At 50.9% G+C, this 16,721-nt stretch carries 15 protein-coding genes; 10 read left to right on the top strand and 5 right to left on the bottom strand.

What is annotated here, in order from left to right:
* Window positions 1-29: 29 nt before the first annotated feature.
* The 3 genes from galE (at window position 30) to LC073_RS19315 (ending at window position 2,732) form a co-directional block, all read left to right on the top strand.
* A complete protein-coding gene (gene galE, locus LC073_RS19325; RefSeq protein ID WP_226648966.1) occupies window positions 30-1,058 on the top strand; it encodes a UDP-glucose 4-epimerase GalE in 1,029 nt (342 codons plus the stop codon).
* 145 nt (window positions 1,059-1,203) lie between these two features.
* A complete protein-coding gene (locus LC073_RS19320; RefSeq protein ID WP_226648965.1) occupies window positions 1,204-1,782 on the top strand; it encodes an ATP-binding cassette domain-containing protein in 579 nt (192 codons plus the stop codon).
* Window positions 1,779-2,732: a hypothetical protein gene (locus tag LC073_RS19315; RefSeq protein ID WP_226648964.1), complete on the top strand. Its 954-nt coding sequence runs from the start codon at window positions 1,779-1,781 to the stop codon at window positions 2,730-2,732. Before LC073_RS19320 ends, LC073_RS19315 begins: the two co-directional genes overlap by 4 nt.
* A gap of 214 nt (window positions 2,733-2,946) precedes the next feature.
* On the opposite strand, the gene LC073_RS19310 is transcribed toward LC073_RS19315, so the two are convergent.
* The 5 genes from LC073_RS19310 to LC073_RS19290 all read right to left on the bottom strand — a co-directional run bounded on the left by LC073_RS19310 (window position 2,947) and on the right by LC073_RS19290 (window position 9,643).
* Window positions 2,947-3,759, bottom strand: coding sequence for a symmetrical bis(5'-nucleosyl)-tetraphosphatase (locus tag LC073_RS19310; RefSeq protein WP_226648962.1), 813 nt, complete (start codon window positions 3,757-3,759; stop codon window positions 2,947-2,949).
* A gap of 27 nt (window positions 3,760-3,786) precedes the next feature.
* Window positions 3,787-4,587, bottom strand: a complete 801-nt coding sequence (gene rsmA, locus LC073_RS19305) for a 16S rRNA (adenine(1518)-N(6)/adenine(1519)-N(6))-dimethyltransferase RsmA (protein ID WP_226648961.1) — start codon at window positions 4,585-4,587, stop codon at window positions 3,787-3,789.
* Window positions 4,588-4,640: 53 nt separating this feature from the next.
* Complete coding sequence (gene pdxA, locus LC073_RS19300) at window positions 4,641-5,627, bottom strand: 4-hydroxythreonine-4-phosphate dehydrogenase PdxA (protein WP_226648959.1); 987 nt, start codon at window positions 5,625-5,627, stop codon at window positions 4,641-4,643.
* A gap of 72 nt (window positions 5,628-5,699) precedes the next feature.
* A complete protein-coding gene (locus tag LC073_RS19295; RefSeq protein ID WP_226648957.1) occupies window positions 5,700-7,022 on the bottom strand; it encodes a peptidylprolyl isomerase in 1,323 nt (440 codons plus the stop codon).
* A gap of 20 nt (window positions 7,023-7,042) precedes the next feature.
* Window positions 7,043-9,643, bottom strand: coding sequence for an LPS-assembly protein LptD (locus tag LC073_RS19290; RefSeq protein ID WP_226648955.1), 2,601 nt, complete (start codon window positions 9,641-9,643; stop codon window positions 7,043-7,045).
* 261 nt (window positions 9,644-9,904) lie between these two features.
* Here LC073_RS19290 and LC073_RS19285 point away from each other — a divergent pair, with 261 nt between their 5' ends.
* The 7 genes from LC073_RS19285 to trpC all read left to right on the top strand — a co-directional run bounded on the left by LC073_RS19285 (window position 9,905) and on the right by trpC (window position 16,682).
* Window positions 9,905-10,945 (top strand): aminoglycoside phosphotransferase family protein, encoded by a 1,041-nt coding sequence (locus tag LC073_RS19285; RefSeq protein ID WP_226648954.1) that lies wholly within the window; start codon window positions 9,905-9,907, stop codon window positions 10,943-10,945.
* 28 nt (window positions 10,946-10,973) lie between these two features.
* Window positions 10,974-11,681 (top strand): nucleotidyltransferase family protein, encoded by a 708-nt coding sequence (locus tag LC073_RS19280; protein WP_226648953.1) that lies wholly within the window; start codon window positions 10,974-10,976, stop codon window positions 11,679-11,681.
* 19 nt (window positions 11,682-11,700) lie between these two features.
* Entirely contained in the window at window positions 11,701-12,363 is a 663-nt protein-coding gene (rpe, locus tag LC073_RS19275) for a ribulose-phosphate 3-epimerase (protein WP_226648952.1), read from the top strand.
* Window positions 12,364-12,593: 230 nt separating this feature from the next.
* Window positions 12,594-14,105, top strand: coding sequence for an anthranilate synthase component I (gene trpE, locus LC073_RS19270; protein ID WP_226648951.1), 1,512 nt, complete (start codon window positions 12,594-12,596; stop codon window positions 14,103-14,105).
* An 84-nt stretch (window positions 14,106-14,189) separates the two neighbouring features.
* Window positions 14,190-14,768, top strand: coding sequence for an anthranilate synthase component II (locus LC073_RS19265; protein ID WP_226648950.1), 579 nt, complete (start codon window positions 14,190-14,192; stop codon window positions 14,766-14,768).
* Between the two features lie 73 nt (window positions 14,769-14,841).
* Window positions 14,842-15,891, top strand: coding sequence for an anthranilate phosphoribosyltransferase (gene trpD / locus LC073_RS19260; RefSeq protein WP_226648949.1), 1,050 nt, complete (start codon window positions 14,842-14,844; stop codon window positions 15,889-15,891).
* On the top strand, window positions 15,885-16,682 hold the full coding sequence (trpC, locus tag LC073_RS19255; protein ID WP_226648979.1) for an indole-3-glycerol phosphate synthase TrpC: 798 nt from the start codon (window positions 15,885-15,887) through the stop codon (window positions 16,680-16,682). The genes trpD and trpC overlap by 7 nt, the downstream gene beginning before the upstream one ends.
* Window positions 16,683-16,721: the final 39 nt, after the last annotated feature.

The following is a 16,721-nucleotide window of genomic DNA, read 5'->3' as shown; positions in this document are numbered from 1 at the left end:
AGAAGTACGTGGATTTATGAGGAGCTGATATGGAGATTTTAGTGACAGGGGGTGCTGGTTATATTGGTAGCCATACCTGTGTAGAGCTGCTTTCGGCAGGTTTACAGCCAGTTGTGCTGGATAATCTCTCTAATAGTAACCGCGAGGCTTTGAAGAGGGTAGAATTGATCACTGGTAAAGAATTACCTTTCTTCAATCTAGACATCAATGATATGCCTGGGATTCGCCAGGTATTTACGGATCACAAAATAGAAGCAGTAATCCATTTTGCCGGTCTTAAGGCAGTAGGTGAATCCGTAACTCAGCCTTTACGTTATTACCAAAATAACGTTGCTGGTACCCTAGCTCTAATGGCTGTGATGGAAGAATTTGATGTTAGGAAAATGATCTTCAGTTCATCAGCCACAGTCTATGGTGACCCAGAAACGGTACCAATTCGTGAAGGCTTTCCCACTGGTGCCACAAATCCGTATGGCTCAAGTAAGCTGATGGTTGAGAATATAATGAGGGATATTTGCGCAGCGCCAACCAACCATTGGAAAATAAGTCTTCTACGCTACTTTAATCCAATTGGTGCTCACGTGAGTGGTCAAATCGGTGAAGACCCTCGTGGAATTCCCAATAACTTATTGCCTTATGTTGCTCAGGTTGCTGTGGGACGGCAGCCGTTTCTACAAATCTTTGGTGACGATTATGCCACGGTAGATGGTACAGGTGTAAGAGATTATATCCATGTGGTAGATCTGGCCCGAGGTCATTTGGCTGCATTGAATATGCTGAGTAAACCTTCAACTCAAGTCGGATGTTACACCTACAATCTTGGTACGGGTAAGGGAAGTTCAGTATTAGATGTAGTGCGGGCATTTGAAGCCGCTAGTGGCAAATCTGTACCCTATAAAATTGCATCACGTCGACCAGGAGATGTTGCTGAATGTTATGCAGATTCGACTTTGGCGGAAAATGAACTTGGCTGGAAGGCTGAATATAGCTTGGAGCGAATGGTCGAAGACACCTGGCGTTGGCAGTCTAAAAATCCAAGTGGTTACGAAATAAAGTAATTTTTTCAACTGAAGGCAATGCTAAGTAGTGGGAGGGAGCCCGCTACTTTTTATAATTCTCTAATCCAGTGGAACCATTATTATTGCAATAGGTCTTTATTCCTTGTTGTTAAGGGTGATTTCTTCTTTATGGAGTGAAGACGCATTGAATCGATTGATATTTGATACCTTAAGTATTCATAGGGGTGCAAAAAGAGTTATTGCAGATTTATGCTTATCTACTACTGCTCAGATAATAAAAATATCAGGGAAGAATGGTTCGGGTAAAACAAGCTTTTTATTAGGGGTGTCAGGCCTGATTCCTATTTCATCCGGTAGTATTAACTTGCTTGGAGAGAGTAAAAAATCAAGCAGGAGAAGCATGTGTGGAGTATTTTCCAGTGCAATTTTACTTCCTGAATATTTGACTGTTAATGAGATTTTGTCTGCCTGTCAGGCTCCAATTTCTGACCAATTGAAAGTCTTTGAAACAGAGTTTTTGTGTAATATTCATTCTTGCACAAGAATTTCAGGTCTATCCGAAGGGCAAAAAAGAAAGGTAGCCATAGTTTGTGCTTTACGAAAAGAAAGGGGAGCCCTGTTATTAGATGAACCTTTTAATGCTCTTGATAAGGTGGCTATGGGAGTTTTAGTTGAATATCTATCAAACTATTCTGGAATGCTTATCTATACAAGTCATAGCAAGGTTTCTTTTTTAGCAAAGGAAACGGAGATTACGTTGTGAGTGTCTCTGTACAGGATTTGTTGATTGCAGGGTTGAAACATAGGCTTAAGGTTTGGGTTGAGGCAAACCAATGGTTGTTAATCGGGCTCGCTTCTATATTGGCCCCCGCATTGCTAGTGATCCACCTCCCTGTAAGCTTGTTATTGACAGAAGAAGGCGAAACTGTAAATGCTTGCTTATCTATACTACTGGTCGTACACCTTGTTTTTGCTGTTTCAGGACTTTTGTTATCGCCGGTACCAACAGAGCTAAAATGGTATCTGAGCTGTTTTAATGTTGAAGAGTTGGTTAAATCTCTCTGCCTGGTTCAGCTAAAATATAATCCGTTCTTTTGGGGGGTGTGGGTGCTACCCCTTTTGGTGTTGTGGTACCTGGATGAGCCATTCAATTTCTTCGAATATTTTTTCTGGTTTTCTCTATTTTGTACATTCCAAATACTTTCTTTTTTTGTTTTAGGGATTCTCAGATATGGACAATTTTATTTTGCTTGGCGAAAACCTTTTTTTATAAAAAATGCGCGTTTAGTAAACAGGTTGCTGATGGCATTGGCAATTGCCATTTACTGCTATGCATTGACAACTGCTAGCCTATTGATTGCCTTACGTATTGTGCTAGGAGTAGGTTCAGCACTATTTCTTGCCTTTGCAATTAATTCCATTCTGGAAGATGAGGCTCAGGTCAGATTTTGGATGATGATTAAATCCTGCAGTGAGGGAATGATTGTAATTCAGGAATACTTGATGGGGCTTCTGATAGTTACTCCAGGGGCACTACTAATCTTCGTGATGAATGGGTTTGAATCGGTAGTCTATTTCTTGATTTATATGCTCGCTGCAGCAGTGCTTGCTTTACTCTCACTTAAAAAGAATGGACGTGTTATTTTGGCCCCCCTATTAGCTGTCTCAGGCATGATGTTAATGAGTTTGTCGTATTCGGCTGGGACAGGATAGGTAGATTAAGTAAATATCATTAGTGTTGTAGGTAGAGAGGGAAAGGTGACTAAAAAAATCTAAGCTTTCAAACCTTCCAGTTCTCCGGCAGGGGGATAGGTTGGTTTGTATTCTGAATTTTTTAAGGTAAATGCTCTGATCGGTTATATGCCTTGAAGGGGGGGCGCCCCCATGAGTCCATTTTAAAATACCCTGATATATACTCTGTTGAAATTTACAGACTACAGTCAGTACAAAAGAACTCTTCATCACCCAGGCGCATGGCGGTTAGATATCCTCCCCAAACACAGCCTGTATCCAAAGCGTAAATGTTTTCAGTATCAGCTCTGCCTTCAAGGGCGGCCCAGTGACCAAAAATTATTTTGTCATTTTTGGTTTTTCTATTAGGGAAACTAAACCAAGGTTTGTAATCCCCATGGGATGCTTGTGGTCCGCGCTTGGTAACAAGGTCGAGGGTACCATCCTCTTTGCAGAAACGCATCCGTGTGAAGTAATTAGTAATAGAGCGCAGTCGCTCAATACCGATTAGATGATCATTCCAACAGTGGGGCTCGTTACCGTACATGCCGTAAAAAAAAGCTTTTGCCATTGCTTCATCTGAGAGAGCAGATTCGACTTCGCGTGATAGTTTCTGGGCTTTGGTAATACTCCAAATGGGGGGAATGCCGGCGTGGACCATGGTATACCCCTTTTTATGTACCAGTAGGGGGAGAGACTGTAGCCAGCTTAATAGAAGGTCTGAATCCTTTGCCCTAAGAATTTTTGCCAGATCTTGCTCTTTCTCTGCCAGATGCTTGGCGCCATGCGCCAGTGCCAGTAGGTGCAGATCGTGATTGCCGAGAACAGCGGTGACCTGCTGGCGGTGCTCATAGAGAAAGCGCAAGGTGCCCAAACTGTCTTCGCCGCGGTGAACCAAATCTCCGGCAACCCATAACTTGTCACGGTCAAAGCGAAAATGGATTTTTTTCAGTAGTCGTTTTAAAGATTCGAAACAGCCCTGAATATCGCCAATAGCATAAGTGGCCAAACTCTTATCCCCCGAGATCTAGCTTGCTTATTGTTGCCCAAGCTTTGCGCAGTAATTCGACAATTGTACAAATTCTTGCACGCTTAATGTTTCTGGGCGGCGGCTCGCGTCTACTGGTAGTTGCTCATGGTCAAGTGCAGGGAATAGGGGTTTTAGTGCGTTGCGCAGCGTTTTTCGGCGCTGTTGAAAAGCGATATTGACGATTCGTTCCAGTAGCTTTTCATCTTCCGCTATATAGGGAATTTCACTATGGGGTATTAGGCGGACAATAGCCGATTCAACTTTAGGTGCTGGTCTAAAGGATTGCGGAGGCACTGGGAATAGCCCGTGTACACGGCAGTAATATTGCACCATGACTGTGAGGCGTCCATAGGATTTTGTTCCGGGGCTGGCTCCAAGCCGATCGACGACTTCTTTTTGCAGCATAAAGTGCATGTCCTGCACTTTGCCTTTGAAGCTGAGCAGATGGAATAAAAGAGGAGTGGAAATATTGTAGGGTAGGTTACCTACGATACGCAGAGGACGCTCCGCGGCAAACTCGCCAAAATCAAATTTCAATGCATCCCGCTCAATAATTTTGAAGTCGGGATAGTCCCTGAACTTAAATTCCAAAAGGGGAATTAGATCCCTATCCAGTTCCACCGCTGTGAGTGAGGGGCAGCGTTGTAAGAGTAGTTCAGTGATAGCGCCTTGGCCTGGACCAATCTCAACTAATTTATCGGTTTCTTTGGGAGCTATAGAGCGAACAATACGCTCGATAATATTCCCATCGACCAAAAAATTTTGGCCGAAACGCTTGCGTGCCTTGTGTTGGAAAAAGTTGTCCATTAATTAATCTACAATTCTAAAATGGTATGAGGCATTCGTAAGGCTGTTATTGTCTAGCAGGACTGTAGTCGCGCCAGCTCAATTGCCTGGGACAGAGCAGCCTCAAGGCTGCCGCAACTGGCTTTGCCGCTACCAGCCAGGTCCAGTGCTGTGCCGTGATCGACCGAGGTGCGAATAAAAGGCAAGCCCAGCGTAATATTTATGGCTTTGCCAAAGCCGTGAAATTTTAACACTGGCAGCCCCTGGTCGTGGTACATAGCAAGTACCGCATCAAAATTTTTTAACTGAGGGGGGGTAAACAGTGTATCCGCCGGCAGTGGGCCGGTCAGATGGAGCCCTCGACCGCGCAGCTTTTCAAGTGCAGGTTCAATCACTTCAATCTCTTCCCTGCCCAAGTGGCCTCCCTCTCCGGCGTGGGGGTTTAGGCCACAAACTCCGATGTGGGGTGAATCGATGCGGAATTGGTCGCGCAGACCGCGATGTAAGATCTCCGTAATGAGCTCCAGACGATCACCGGTTATTGCCGCGCTGACATCTTTAAGTGGCAGATGTGTAGTGACAAGTGCCACCCGTAGTTCCTGAGCGACCAGCATCATGACTACCTGCGCTACGCCCGCTCGTTCTGCAAAAAATTCGGTATGGCCACTGAAGGGAAACCCGGCTTCATTGACTACCCCCTTGTGCACAGGGCCCGTAACCAGGGCGTCAAATCGGCCATTTAGACACCCATCTGCGGCTATCTCTAATGTCTTTAATACATAGGCAGCATTGGTAATGTCCAGTTTTCCTGGCTGGGAAGCTTGTTTTAAAGGGCTTTCTAAAATATAGAGGCTACCAGGGGCCGTTTCTGATAGTGGGGTATCTTCAGAGAAAGATAGAAGCTGCAGGGGAAGCTCTAGTCTGCGGGCAGCTTGTTCCAGAAGGCTGGGATCTGCAATGGCAATCAACTGGGCAGGGCTGCCTTGCTGGGCGACTTTGACACATATCTCCGGGCCAATACCTGCAGGTTCTCCGGGAGTCAATGCGATTCTGGGTATCATAGAGAGGCCACACCTTATACGAATAAAAAACCGGGCGCTTTGGCCCGGTCTCAGAGATCTCAGAAAGCGCTCTTATTGCGCTTCTTCTTCGGAGTCCTCTTCCTTCTCATCTGTCAATTTGATCTCTACATAAGCCTGGTCTCGGATTTCCCGGCGCCAATTTTGCAGCTCTTCTTCATAGCGGCGATTTCGCAGGAGATTCGCAGCTTGGTTGCGGATGTACTGATCGGTCATATCCTGTTTGCGTCGACCCTCCACTTTAAGGATATGCCAGCCGAACTGGCTGCGAAATGGCAGACTGATTTCGCCGATGCCGGTGGTCTTCATGGCTTGGGTAAATTCTGGCACAAACTGCCCCGGCATAGACCAGCCGAGATCGCCACCGGACAGCATGGAGCCAATATCTTCAGAATTCTCGCGAGCGAGTTCAGAAAAATTATCGCTGGCCATTGCTTCTTCGCGCATGGCCACAAGCTTGTTGTAAGCCTCGTCATCGGTAAGGATGGCCGATGGCTTAAGTAGGATGTGGCGAACCTTCGTTTGCTCTACCAGCTGCTCGCTGGCGCCTTTTTGCGCATGTATCTTGAGTAGGTGGAAACCGGCATCACTGCGGAAGGGTTCGGTGACTTCACCAACTTTGAGGCCGTTGAGCGCGTCGGCAAAGAGGGTGGGGAGCTCCACGGTCTTGCGCCAGCCCAGGTCGCCACCGGCAAGGGCATTCTGTCCAGCAGAGTTGGCGATCGCTAGGCGACGGAAATCGGTACCTTCGCGGACCTGTTTAACCAGCTCTTCGGCTTTCTCGCGCGCCTGGGTAACCTCACTGGCGGGGGCGCTGGAGCTGATCGGGATCAGGATATGGCCCAGCTCGTATTGGGGAGATTTCCAGAACTCCCCCTCTTTGGAGCGCAGGAAATTGTCGATATCCTGGTCGGTGATCTGGATTCGGCGGTTAACGCTACCCTGTTCCACCCGGCGGATCATTAACTCCTGGCGAATCTGCTGGCGGAAGCTCTTCATGGTCATGCCATCAGCACGAAGGCGTTGACGAAACTCTTCCGGGCTGACACTAGCGTTTTGTTGAACCCGGGCAATTGCCTGGTCTAGCTCGGATTCAGAGATGGTAACGCCCGCACGGGAAGCCATTTGTAGCTGTAACCGCTCAATGATCAGTTGTTCCAGTACCTGGCGGCGCAGAACATCCACAGGCGGTGCTTGAACTTGTTGGGCCTGAATTTGGCTGGCGATAGTGTTCATGCGCTGGGCCAGTTCACTGGCCATAACTACATCTTCATCGACAACGGCGACTACCCGGTCCAGGGTTTGTACTTGTGCTGTGACCGTGCCGGCAATCAGGGCGCAGGCAGCCAGAACGGATGACAGGCCTAGTTTAGGCATAAATTTCTGTATTATTTTCATCACGGTTTCAGCTTTTCTCTCTGATCAAAATTGGCAATTCCCTTGGTTAACATATTGGTGACCGATGCGCCAAACCCTGCTAACCCCTTCAATTGTACTTCGAGGTAGATACCTTCATCGTATTGGAGGTCTTCAGCTGCCACCACTCCGGCCAGATCATTGTCCAGGGTACGACGCCATACCACGCGTGCTCTGTAGCAGCAGTCGTCATATTCGATACCGGCAAGGTATTCCAGTTCCCGATTCAATGTCAGGTCATAGGCCGCGCCAGCCATTATAGAGGTATGGAGATTGATGGGCAGTACGGCTGAGCTGTTGAGCTGTCGTACCGAGGAGTCATCATCGTTGTCTATCTCATCGGGGAAAAGCGGGTTGTCATTCCGCTCATAGTAATAGCTAAGGTTAAAGATACGGGCATCGTTATCAAAGTAGCGCAGGCTGAAGTTGCCCCGATTAATATTGTGTTCCGAATCATCGTAGACCAGTTCGCTGCCAATATGCAGGGATTGAATTGGGCGGCTTTCCAGTTTTGCTGCTAGCTCTGAACGAGGGGTTTCTTCAACTAGCTCCAGAAGGCCGATCTGGGTATCGCTAGAATAGAAAGCTTGGCCGATACTGGCGGAGAATAAGTCACGCCCGCTGATAGGCTCGATAAAGCGAGTCGTTAGCCCCAGAGCAATTCTGCTTGCATCGTCGATACGATCATTACCAGTAAAACGGCTGTGGCGGAACAGCTGGTCATAACTGAAGGTGAACAGCGAGGTGTCATAGAGTAGATTATTACTATCGGGGTCGATTGGGCCAATGTCGTTGATATCCTCCCCAGTGATATTGAAGAAATTTTCTTGGTTGGCATTACTACTGAGCAACCCATATAGGCGGGGCTCTAGGGTTTGGATGTAATCGCGATTAAAGGCAAAGCCATCTCGCTCGAAATAGAGGCCGGTATCTAGGGTGAGTTGGGCTGCGGAAGCACTAGGGGTGTCGTTGGCACCTTCCGGTAGGAAGGTGTCGCTGACTTGGTAGCCTAGGTAACGGCCTGCCAATCCAGGTTTGAAATAACCCCACAGCCACTCTTTATCCCAAAAAAGCTCATAGTCCAAGCGTAGGCGGTCTGCAGTTACAAAGTTTTTTGTATCTGTGATGACACTGTCGGGGTCGTCGGTATCCCTAATATACCTAATCGTCTGAGTATCCTGATGTCGCCAAACAGTGGCTTCATTCTGTAAAGCTAGTTGCCAATCACCCCAGCGGTAATTGCCGTCAACATCCAGCCGAGGTAGTTGGGCAAAAGTGTCGAAATCATCATTTTGCAGTACTTGGTAATCCTGGGCGCGAAGGGTGATTGCCCAGTTTTCAAAGGTCAATCGGCCCTGGGCTTTTTGACTTACCTGGGTTTGCGCGTTGATATCAAGACTGGCGGTACTTAAATCCCGGAAATAATCCGGGTCGCTCACTTTGGTGTAGTCGATATCGGTACGCCAGATGCTGCCGCTATAACCGCCTTGCTGTTCGAGGTTCACCAGCCAGCGATCCTTGCCCTTGTAGGGCAGGACCAGGTCCTGTGGAAAGCCCCGATCAATCAGTTCCTGCGCGAGGTCATTATTGCCGCCCTTGTCGTTAGGAAGATCTGCAACACGGACTTCGGTGTTGAACATGGGACTTAGGTGGCGGAATTCTACCTCAAGGCCTGTGCCGCGATACTGGATATAGCGCGGTGCGATCGTCGCATCCATCTGCGGGGCAATATTCCAGTAATAGGGAACCGTTAAGTCCCAGCCGTTCTTTTCGCTGTTGCTCAGGGAGGGGAAGAGGAAGCCCGACATGCGCGCATCGCCCACGGGGAAGCGAAAATAGGGGAAGTAGAGCACGGGGACATCCAGTATCTCCAGCCGTACATCCCGCGCTGTCCCCTGGCTCTCTACTTGATCGATATTGATTTCACCGCCACTCAGGCGCCAGAACGCCCGGCCCGGCTCACAGCGGGTATAGGTGCCATCGGTAAGGGTCAATTCACCACTGGTTTGGCGAGCAACTTGAACCGCATCGCCATGGATGAACTCGTTGTGTACCACATAAGTCGCGTCCTCAATGGAGGCGGCCTCGGTGTCGGTGTGCACCTCGGCGGAGGCCCCTCGGACCAGTAAATTGGGTTCACGCAGTTCGATAGCACCACTCAAGTAAGCGGTGTTGGTTTGGCGGTTGAGTTCCACCTGGTCGGCAAATAGTTGGCGATAGCCCTGGGTGATATGGACATTGCCTCTTAGTTCAGCAGACCCGTCGTCTGACAAGTGGGACTCTTCAGCCGTGGCACGCAGTGGCGCGTCTTCCGGGGGGAGATTCGCATCCGGGTAATCCCTGGGAGGCTCAATAAAAGCGCCGCTACAAATTGCCGGTATCCTGGCTCTTTCCTCCGGGGTTAATTCAGAGCGAGGTAACCAGTCCAGATATAAGTAAGGATTGTATTCGGGGTCTAGGGCGGTCTGCTCCGCCTGGGTCCATAGGGGGGCTGCGGCCATCAAGCCGAGTGCAACAGTGTGGACTCGTGAATTCTTAGCGATCGCCAGCGCTAGGCGACGCCACCGGGAGACTTCAAGCATCAATCGATAGGTTCCGGCTATTCTTTGGTGTTTCTTTTATCGGCAGATGCGTGCACAGCTATCTAGCCGGGGCGCGCAAAAAAATTATCGCCCGATTCTACTTGAATGTAGGAGTGGTTAATAGCCGCACAGGCGGTACGGGAGTAGCAAGGGGATAGTAGCTGCGTCTTATCGGCAGGGTTTCAATATGGGCGGCTTAATGGGAAACTGCCTCGATAGAAAGAATTAGCTATAGGCCAAAGAGCAAATGAAGGATGTATTGTGAGTGATGACCTGCGACGAGAGACTCTGGCTCGTTGGGTGGGGAGAGCTCTGCATATTGAATCACCAGTAGGGTTGGCCAAACTTACCGGGGATGCAGGTTTTCGGCGCTATTTCCGTACTTTTACCGAGCCCAAGTTAATTGCTGTTGATTCCCCTCCTGAGCGTACCAATCCAGCCCGCTTTATAGCACTTGCCGATTATCTGCGGCGCAATGGCGTGCACACGCCCATGGTGGTGGCTGCCGATTCGACTAATGGCTATCTGCTATTGGAAGACCTGGGCGATACGCAGTTATTCAATGTGTTGGGTCATGACAGTGTTGAGGGGCTCTACGCGGAGGTAATGAGCGAATTACTAAGCCTCCAACAGATACCTCGTGAAGAGGGCTTATTTCCGCACTATAGCCAGGAATTGTTGCTGACAGAAATGCGTATTATGCCCGAGTGGCTGGTTGGCAAATTACTTGGCTATACCCTAAATGAAGTGGAAAACCGCCTGCTGCAGGATACCTTTCAGCAGTTACTGGAGAGTGCCGCGAGCCAGCCGCAAACCCTGGTACACAGGGATTACCACAGCCGTAACTTAATGGTCCGTAGTGGTGAGCGCCCTGGAATCGTGGATTTCCAGGATGCAGTGTGGGGGCCGATCACCTACGATTTGGTCTCTCTGTTACGGGACTGCTATATCCGCTGGCCACGCCAGCGGGTCGAGCGCTGGGCTTTAGCTTATGCTGCTACCGCAGAAGCCGCTGGGGTGCTGGAACCTGTAGACCCGAAAGTTTTCTTAAAATGGTTCGACTGGATGGGCCTCCAGCGTCACATTAAAGTGCTGGGCTTGTTTCCACGCCTTTCGCTGCGCGATGGCAAGCAGAATTACCTGGGAGATCTGCCCCTGGTGATACGCTATGTGCTGGAGGTTGCTGACCGCTATGAGGAACTCAAGCCGTTTGCGCAGTGGTTCGAGCAACAGCTGCTCCCGCTGATCGAGCAGCAGCCCTGGTACAGCGATTATCGCTGTGCCGGTGAGAACCTCAGATGAGCCGAATAAAAACTGATAGATGAATTGAATGACTCAGCTCACCGAAAAAGCCCCGACAACCGCGATGGTCTTGGCTGCAGGTTTTGGGCGTAGAATGCGCCCCCTTACAGACCAAACCCCAAAGCCTTTGTTGTCTGTGGCAGGTAAACCTCTTATTGAACATGTGCTGGAGCGACTACAGGGCGTGGGAGTTCAACGGGTTGTGATCAACCTGGGCCATTTGGGGCATATGATTCGTGACTACCTGGGGAATGGCGATCGCTGGGGCCTGGATATCCAGTATTCTGTGGAGCAAGAAGACCGACCCCTTGAGACCGCCGGCGGAATTCTCAACGCGATGCCGCTGCTGGGGAAGGGTCCATTCTTTGTGGTTAATGGGGATGTCTGGTGTGACTTCGACCTTGCCCAGTGGGTGGCACGCCCCCTACCCAAAGAATGCCCCGGTCGCCTGCTTATGGTGCCTAATCCCCCACATAATCCGGAGGGGGACTTTGGAATCGAGAATGGCCTGCTATCTGGAACGGCTAAGCCCCGCTATACCTTTGCCGGCATCAGCTGGCTGCGCCCCGAGATGTTGACCCACTATCCCAAAGTGCGCGAATGCTTTGGCCTTGGTGAGGTGTTCACCTTCAATGAGGACAAGTTACAGGCGGACTTATACACCGGGGACTGGTGTGATGTGGGCACCCCTGAGCGCCTGGAAAACCTGCATTACCGCCTGAGCGCGGAAAACTGAGTTACTGAAGGAATTAAAGATGTCAGATTACAAGATTGCCCCCTCGATTCTCTCCGCCAATTTTGCCCGCCTCGGCGAAGAGGTGGACAATGTGCTATCGGCTGGTGCCGACTGGGTGCACTTCGATGTGATGGACAATCACTATGTGCCTAACCTCACCATCGGTCCAATGGTGTGCGAGGCGTTGCGCAAGCATGGTGTTGAGGCGCCAATCGATGTGCACCTGATGGTGGAGCCGGTGGATGATATGATCCGAATGTTTGCCGATGCGGGTGCCACTTACATTACCTTCCACCCGGAAGCTTCACGCCACCCGGACCGCTCCTTGCAGTTGATTCGCAGCCTCGGTTGCAAGGCGGGTTTGGTGTTTAACCCAGCCACAGGGCTGGATGCGGCCAAATATGTGATGGATAAGCTGGATATGATTCTGCTGATGTCAGTCAATCCGGGCTTTGGCGGGCAGAAATTTATTCCGGGCACCCTGGATAAGTTGCGTGAGGCGCGCCAGCTGATCGATGCTTCCGGTTACGATATTCGCCTGGAGATCGATGGCGGGGTCAACCGTGACAATATTGCGGAGATTGCTGCCGCCGGCGCGGATACTTTTGTTGCGGGTTCTGCGATTTTCAATGCCCCCGACTACGCTGAAGTGATCGGTGCAATGCGCGAGAGCCTGTCCTGAGAAAAACCTGGCGGGCAACCTCTTGCCCGCCGTATACGGGATTTGTAAACTTGTGCGCCTGCACAGAGGGAATTTCCGTGAATCACACTATCCCCACATCCAGCAGCTGGCGATGGCGCCGCTGATCCGCTGAGGCTTATTGGTAAACGATACCATTCGGCCACCTCTCCCGTGGGCGCTGCCTATACTTTGGCGCCAACAAGAAAAATACCCTATATATCGGAGTCTCTATGACCCCTAGTGAATACGCCCAACTTGTGTCTGCGGGCTATAACCGCATACCGCTGGTACGCCGTGTACTGGCTGATATCGAAACACCCTTGTCCACTTATTTGAAGCTTGCCGAAGGGCGCTATAGCTACCTGCTTGAGTCAGTACAGGGCGGAGAGAAGTGGGGGCGCTACTCCATTATTGGTCTGCCGGCCAGGACTTTGCTACGGGTGCGTGGCAACGAGGTTACGGTGGAGCGCGACGGAGCGGTGATTGAAAGCCATACGAAGCGTGACCCATTGGCATTTGTAGAAAAGTTTCAGCAGCGCTATCGGGTGCCGGAGCTTACCAACTTGCCGCGTTTTAATGGTGGCCTGGTCGGGTATTTTGGCTATGACTGCGTGCGTTATATCGAGCCACGCCTGGCCCACAGTATGCCGCAGGACAGTCTGGGCAACCCGGATATCCTGTTGATGGTCAGCGATGAGCTGGTGGTGTTCGATAATCTTGCTGGCGCGGTTATTTTTATTGTGCATGCGGACCCAACTCAGGTCGATGCTTATGAGCAAGCCCAACAGCGCCTGGATCAATTGGTCGAACGGCTGGCACAACCGTTACCGGATACCATGCCATTGGATCTGGATGGCAAGGGAATCGAGGAGGGTGCTTTTCACTCCCATTTTGGTGAGGAAAACTTCAAAAAAGCCGTGGGCCGGGTGAAAGAATATGTCCTCGCCGGCGATGTGATGCAGGTGGTGCCCTCCCAGCGCCTGTCGGCTCCCTTCGACGCACCGCCTCTCAATTTCTATCGCGCACTGCGCAGCCTGAACCCCTCACCTTATATGTATTTCCTCGACCTCGGCGACCACCAGGTTGTGGGTTCCAGCCCAGAGATTTTGGTTCGCCTGGAAGAGGGCGAGATGACAGTGCGCCCGCTGGCGGGCACCCGTCGTCGCGGTGCCTCAGAAGAAGAAGATAAAGCCCTGGAGCAGGAGCTTTTGGCCGATCCCAAAGAGTGTGCCGAGCACCTGATGCTGATCGACCTGGGGCGCAATGATGTGGGCCGCGTAGCGGCGACTGGCAGTGTGCGGGTCACCGAGCAGATGGTGGTGGAGCGTTACTCCCATGTGATGCATATCACCTCCAATGTCACCGGCCAATTGCGGCAGGGACTTACTGGTATGGATGCCCTGCGGGCTGCACTCCCGGCTGGTACTTTATCTGGGGCACCAAAAATTCGCGCTATGGAAATTATCGATGAGCTGGAGCCGGAGAAGCGCGGTATTTATGGCGGAGCGGTGGGCTATCTGGCCTGGAACGGCAATATGGATACGGCCATCGCAATTCGCACTGCAGTTATTAAAGATGGACAGTTATTTATCCAGGCTGGTGCCGGTCTGGTAGCCGACTCAGATCCTCAGTCCGAGTGGGATGAAACTATGAATAAGGCGCGGGCGCTGTTCCGTGCAGCGGGTATGGCCTTAGCCAGTTGTTGTGATGAAGTGAAGGCCAAGCAAAATGAGTGCAGCTAGTATTTGCGAGCGGACTAACCTCACACTCAGACAAAATTCGATAGCGGTTAGCACCGGTACCTCTATGGCTATAGGAGCCAAGCAATGATTTTAATGATCGATAACTACGACTCCTTTACCTGGAATGTGGTGCAGTACCTTGAGGAGCTGGGTGCCGAGGTTGTGGTCAAGCGAAATGACGAGATCACTCTTGAGGACATTGAACAGATGGCCCCGGCGAAAATTGTGATTTCACCAGGCCCCTGCACACCCAATGAGGCGGGGATTTCTCTGGAGGCGATTCGCCACTTTGCCGGGCGCATCCCTATTTTGGGTATATGCCTTGGGCACCAGAGTATCGGCCAAGTGTTTGGTGGGCGGGTTGTGCGTGCCGGCCAGGTTATGCACGGCAAAACATCGCCTATAGTGCACAACAACCTGGGGGTGTTTCACGGCCTATCCAATCCTTTCGAGGCCACCCGTTATCACTCGCTGGTGGTGGATAAAGGCAGCTTGCCCGAGTGCCTGGAAATTACCGCCTGGACAGAAACGCCAGAAGGTGAGATCGATGAAATCATGGGGTTGCGCCACCGGGAATTGCCCGTTGAGGGCGTGCAGTTTCATCCCGAGTCCATTCTCACCATGCACGGTCACGATATGCTGAGGAATTTTCTCGAGTCCTGATAGTAAGGGCAAAACGCGGGGCGGTTATTTGCGCCTCGCACCAATTAACACTGAGCAGGGCAGAGTGAACACAATGAATATACAAAAGGCCATCGCCAAACTGGTGGATGGAGAGCATCTGACCCGTGAGGAGATGCGCGAGACCGTGGGCCAGATTATGCGCGGTGAAGCCCAGGAAGCGCAGATAGGAGCCTTGCTGATCGCGTTGCGTATTCGCGGTGAAACCGTCGATGAGATTGTTGGTGCAGTGGAAACCATGCGCGCACTGGCCACGAAAGTGGAGCTCGATCTGGACAACACTGTGGATATCGTTGGCACTGGTGGCGATGGCGCGAACCTATTTAATGTGTCCAGCGCCAGTAGCTTTGTCGCCGCTGCAGCCGGTGCCAGGGTGGCCAAACATGGCAACCGTTCGGTGTCCTCAAGCAGTGGTTCCGCTGATCTGCTCGAGAGTGCCGGGGTTTACCTAGATTTAAGCCCAGAACAAATGGCCCGCTGTGTGGAAACGCTCGGTATCGGCTTTATGTTTGCGCCCAGCTTTCACAGCGCCGTTCGTCATGTAGGCCCCGCGCGTAAAGCGCTGGGTCTTCGAACCATTTTTAATTTGCTGGGCCCGATGACCAATCCCGCCGGGGTTAAGCGCAAGGTGATCGGTGTTTACGAGAAGCGTTACTGCCGCCTGTTGGCTGAAGTTCTGCAACGTCTCGGTTCCGAGCATGTATTGGTTCTACACAGCGATGACGGCCTCGATGAGGCCAGTATTGCTGCGGATACTTTTGCGGTGGAGTTGAAGGATGGCGCTATCAGTGAGTTTACTCTCTGTCCCGAAAACTTTGGTCTGCCCCGCCAAAGCCTGGATGGATTGATCGTTTCGGGTGCGGAAGAATCTCTATCCCTGATTTGTGATGCACTGGGCAAACGCGAAACCGAGGCCGGGCAAAAAGCAGCGGATATTATCGCCCTGAATGCCGGTTTGGCTATTTACGTCAGTGGTGTTGCAAATACTGCAGAGCAGGGTGTTGCCATGGCTCAGGACGCCATCGGCAGTGGTTTGGCCGCGGAAAAAATTAATGACCTGGCTGCCTTTACCAGCGCCTTTCGTCCCGAGGAAGTGAAATCGTGAGCACACCGACCATTTTAAAAACTATTATCGAGCGTAAGTGGCAGGAAGTGTCAGAACGTAAATCTCAATGCAATCTGGAAGATATGCGTCTGAGCGCTCAGGACCAACCGCCGACGCGAGGGTTTGTTGCGGCGCTGGAGTATAAAATTGCTGAGGGTGAGGCCGCAGTGATTGCGGAAATCAAGAAGGCCTCACCCAGCAAGGGGGTAATTCGTGAGGATTTTTTTCCCGCAGAAATTGCGACCAGCTATGAGAGAGGCGGCGCAGCCTGCCTGTCGGTGCTCACCGATAGGGATTTTTTCCAGGGTGATGACAGTTATTTACAGCAGGCGCGCAACGCAGTGCGCTTGCCCGTGTTGCGTAAAGATTTCACCGTCGACCCCTACCAGGTGTTTGAGGCGCGTGCTATCGGGGCCGATTGCATCCTGCTCATTGCTGCCTGCTTAGAAGACCAACAAATGCAGGAACTCAATGGCTTGGCCCTTGAGCTGGGATTAGACGTACTGGTGGAAGTACACAATCGTACGGAGTTGGAACGGGCACTGCTTCTCCCCAACCGTCTGATCGGAATTAATAATCGCAACCTGCACACCTTTGAGGTGCAGTTGGAGAATACTTTCAAGTTGCTCGATCTGATTCCCAAAGACCGTATTGTTGTTACTGAAAGCGGCATTCATACCACTGATGATGTTGCGGCCATGCGCGGACACAGCGTCAATGCATTTTTGGTTGGTGAGGCCTTTATGCGTGAAGAGGAGCCAGGGCGTAAACTGATGGAGATGTTTAACTGAGTGTCAGTGGCATTTTCGGGAAGATAGTCGCGTAAAAGC

Source organism: Microbulbifer variabilis, assembly GCF_020524905.1.
Lineage (GTDB): Bacteria > Pseudomonadota > Gammaproteobacteria > Pseudomonadales > Cellvibrionaceae > Microbulbifer > Microbulbifer variabilis_A.
This window is presented reverse-complemented; position numbering and strand designations above follow the sequence as displayed.

Excerpts from the sequence above, each read along its gene's own strand:
- galE (WP_226648966.1), top strand. The coding sequence starts at position 30 with ATGGAGATTTTAGTGACAGGGGGTGCTGGTTATATTGGTAGCCATACC.
- rsmA (WP_226648961.1), bottom strand. The coding sequence starts at position 4,587 with ATGGACAACTTTTTCCAACACAAGGCACGCAAGCGTTTCGGCCAAAAT.
- pdxA (WP_226648959.1), bottom strand. The coding sequence starts at position 5,627 with ATGATACCCAGAATCGCATTGACTCCCGGAGAACCTGCAGGTATTGGC.
- LC073_RS19295 (WP_226648957.1), bottom strand. The coding sequence starts at position 7,022 with ATGCCTAAACTAGGCCTGTCATCCGTTCTGGCTGCCTGCGCCCTGATT.
- LC073_RS19290 (WP_226648955.1), bottom strand. The coding sequence starts at position 9,643 with ATGCTTGAAGTCTCCCGGTGGCGTCGCCTAGCGCTGGCGATCGCTAAG.
- LC073_RS19280 (WP_226648953.1), top strand. The coding sequence starts at position 10,974 with ATGACTCAGCTCACCGAAAAAGCCCCGACAACCGCGATGGTCTTGGCT.
- rpe (WP_226648952.1), top strand. The coding sequence starts at position 11,701 with ATGTCAGATTACAAGATTGCCCCCTCGATTCTCTCCGCCAATTTTGCC.
- trpE (WP_226648951.1), top strand. The coding sequence starts at position 12,594 with ATGACCCCTAGTGAATACGCCCAACTTGTGTCTGCGGGCTATAACCGC.
- LC073_RS19265 (WP_226648950.1), top strand. The coding sequence starts at position 14,190 with ATGATTTTAATGATCGATAACTACGACTCCTTTACCTGGAATGTGGTG.
- trpD (WP_226648949.1), top strand. The coding sequence starts at position 14,842 with ATGAATATACAAAAGGCCATCGCCAAACTGGTGGATGGAGAGCATCTG.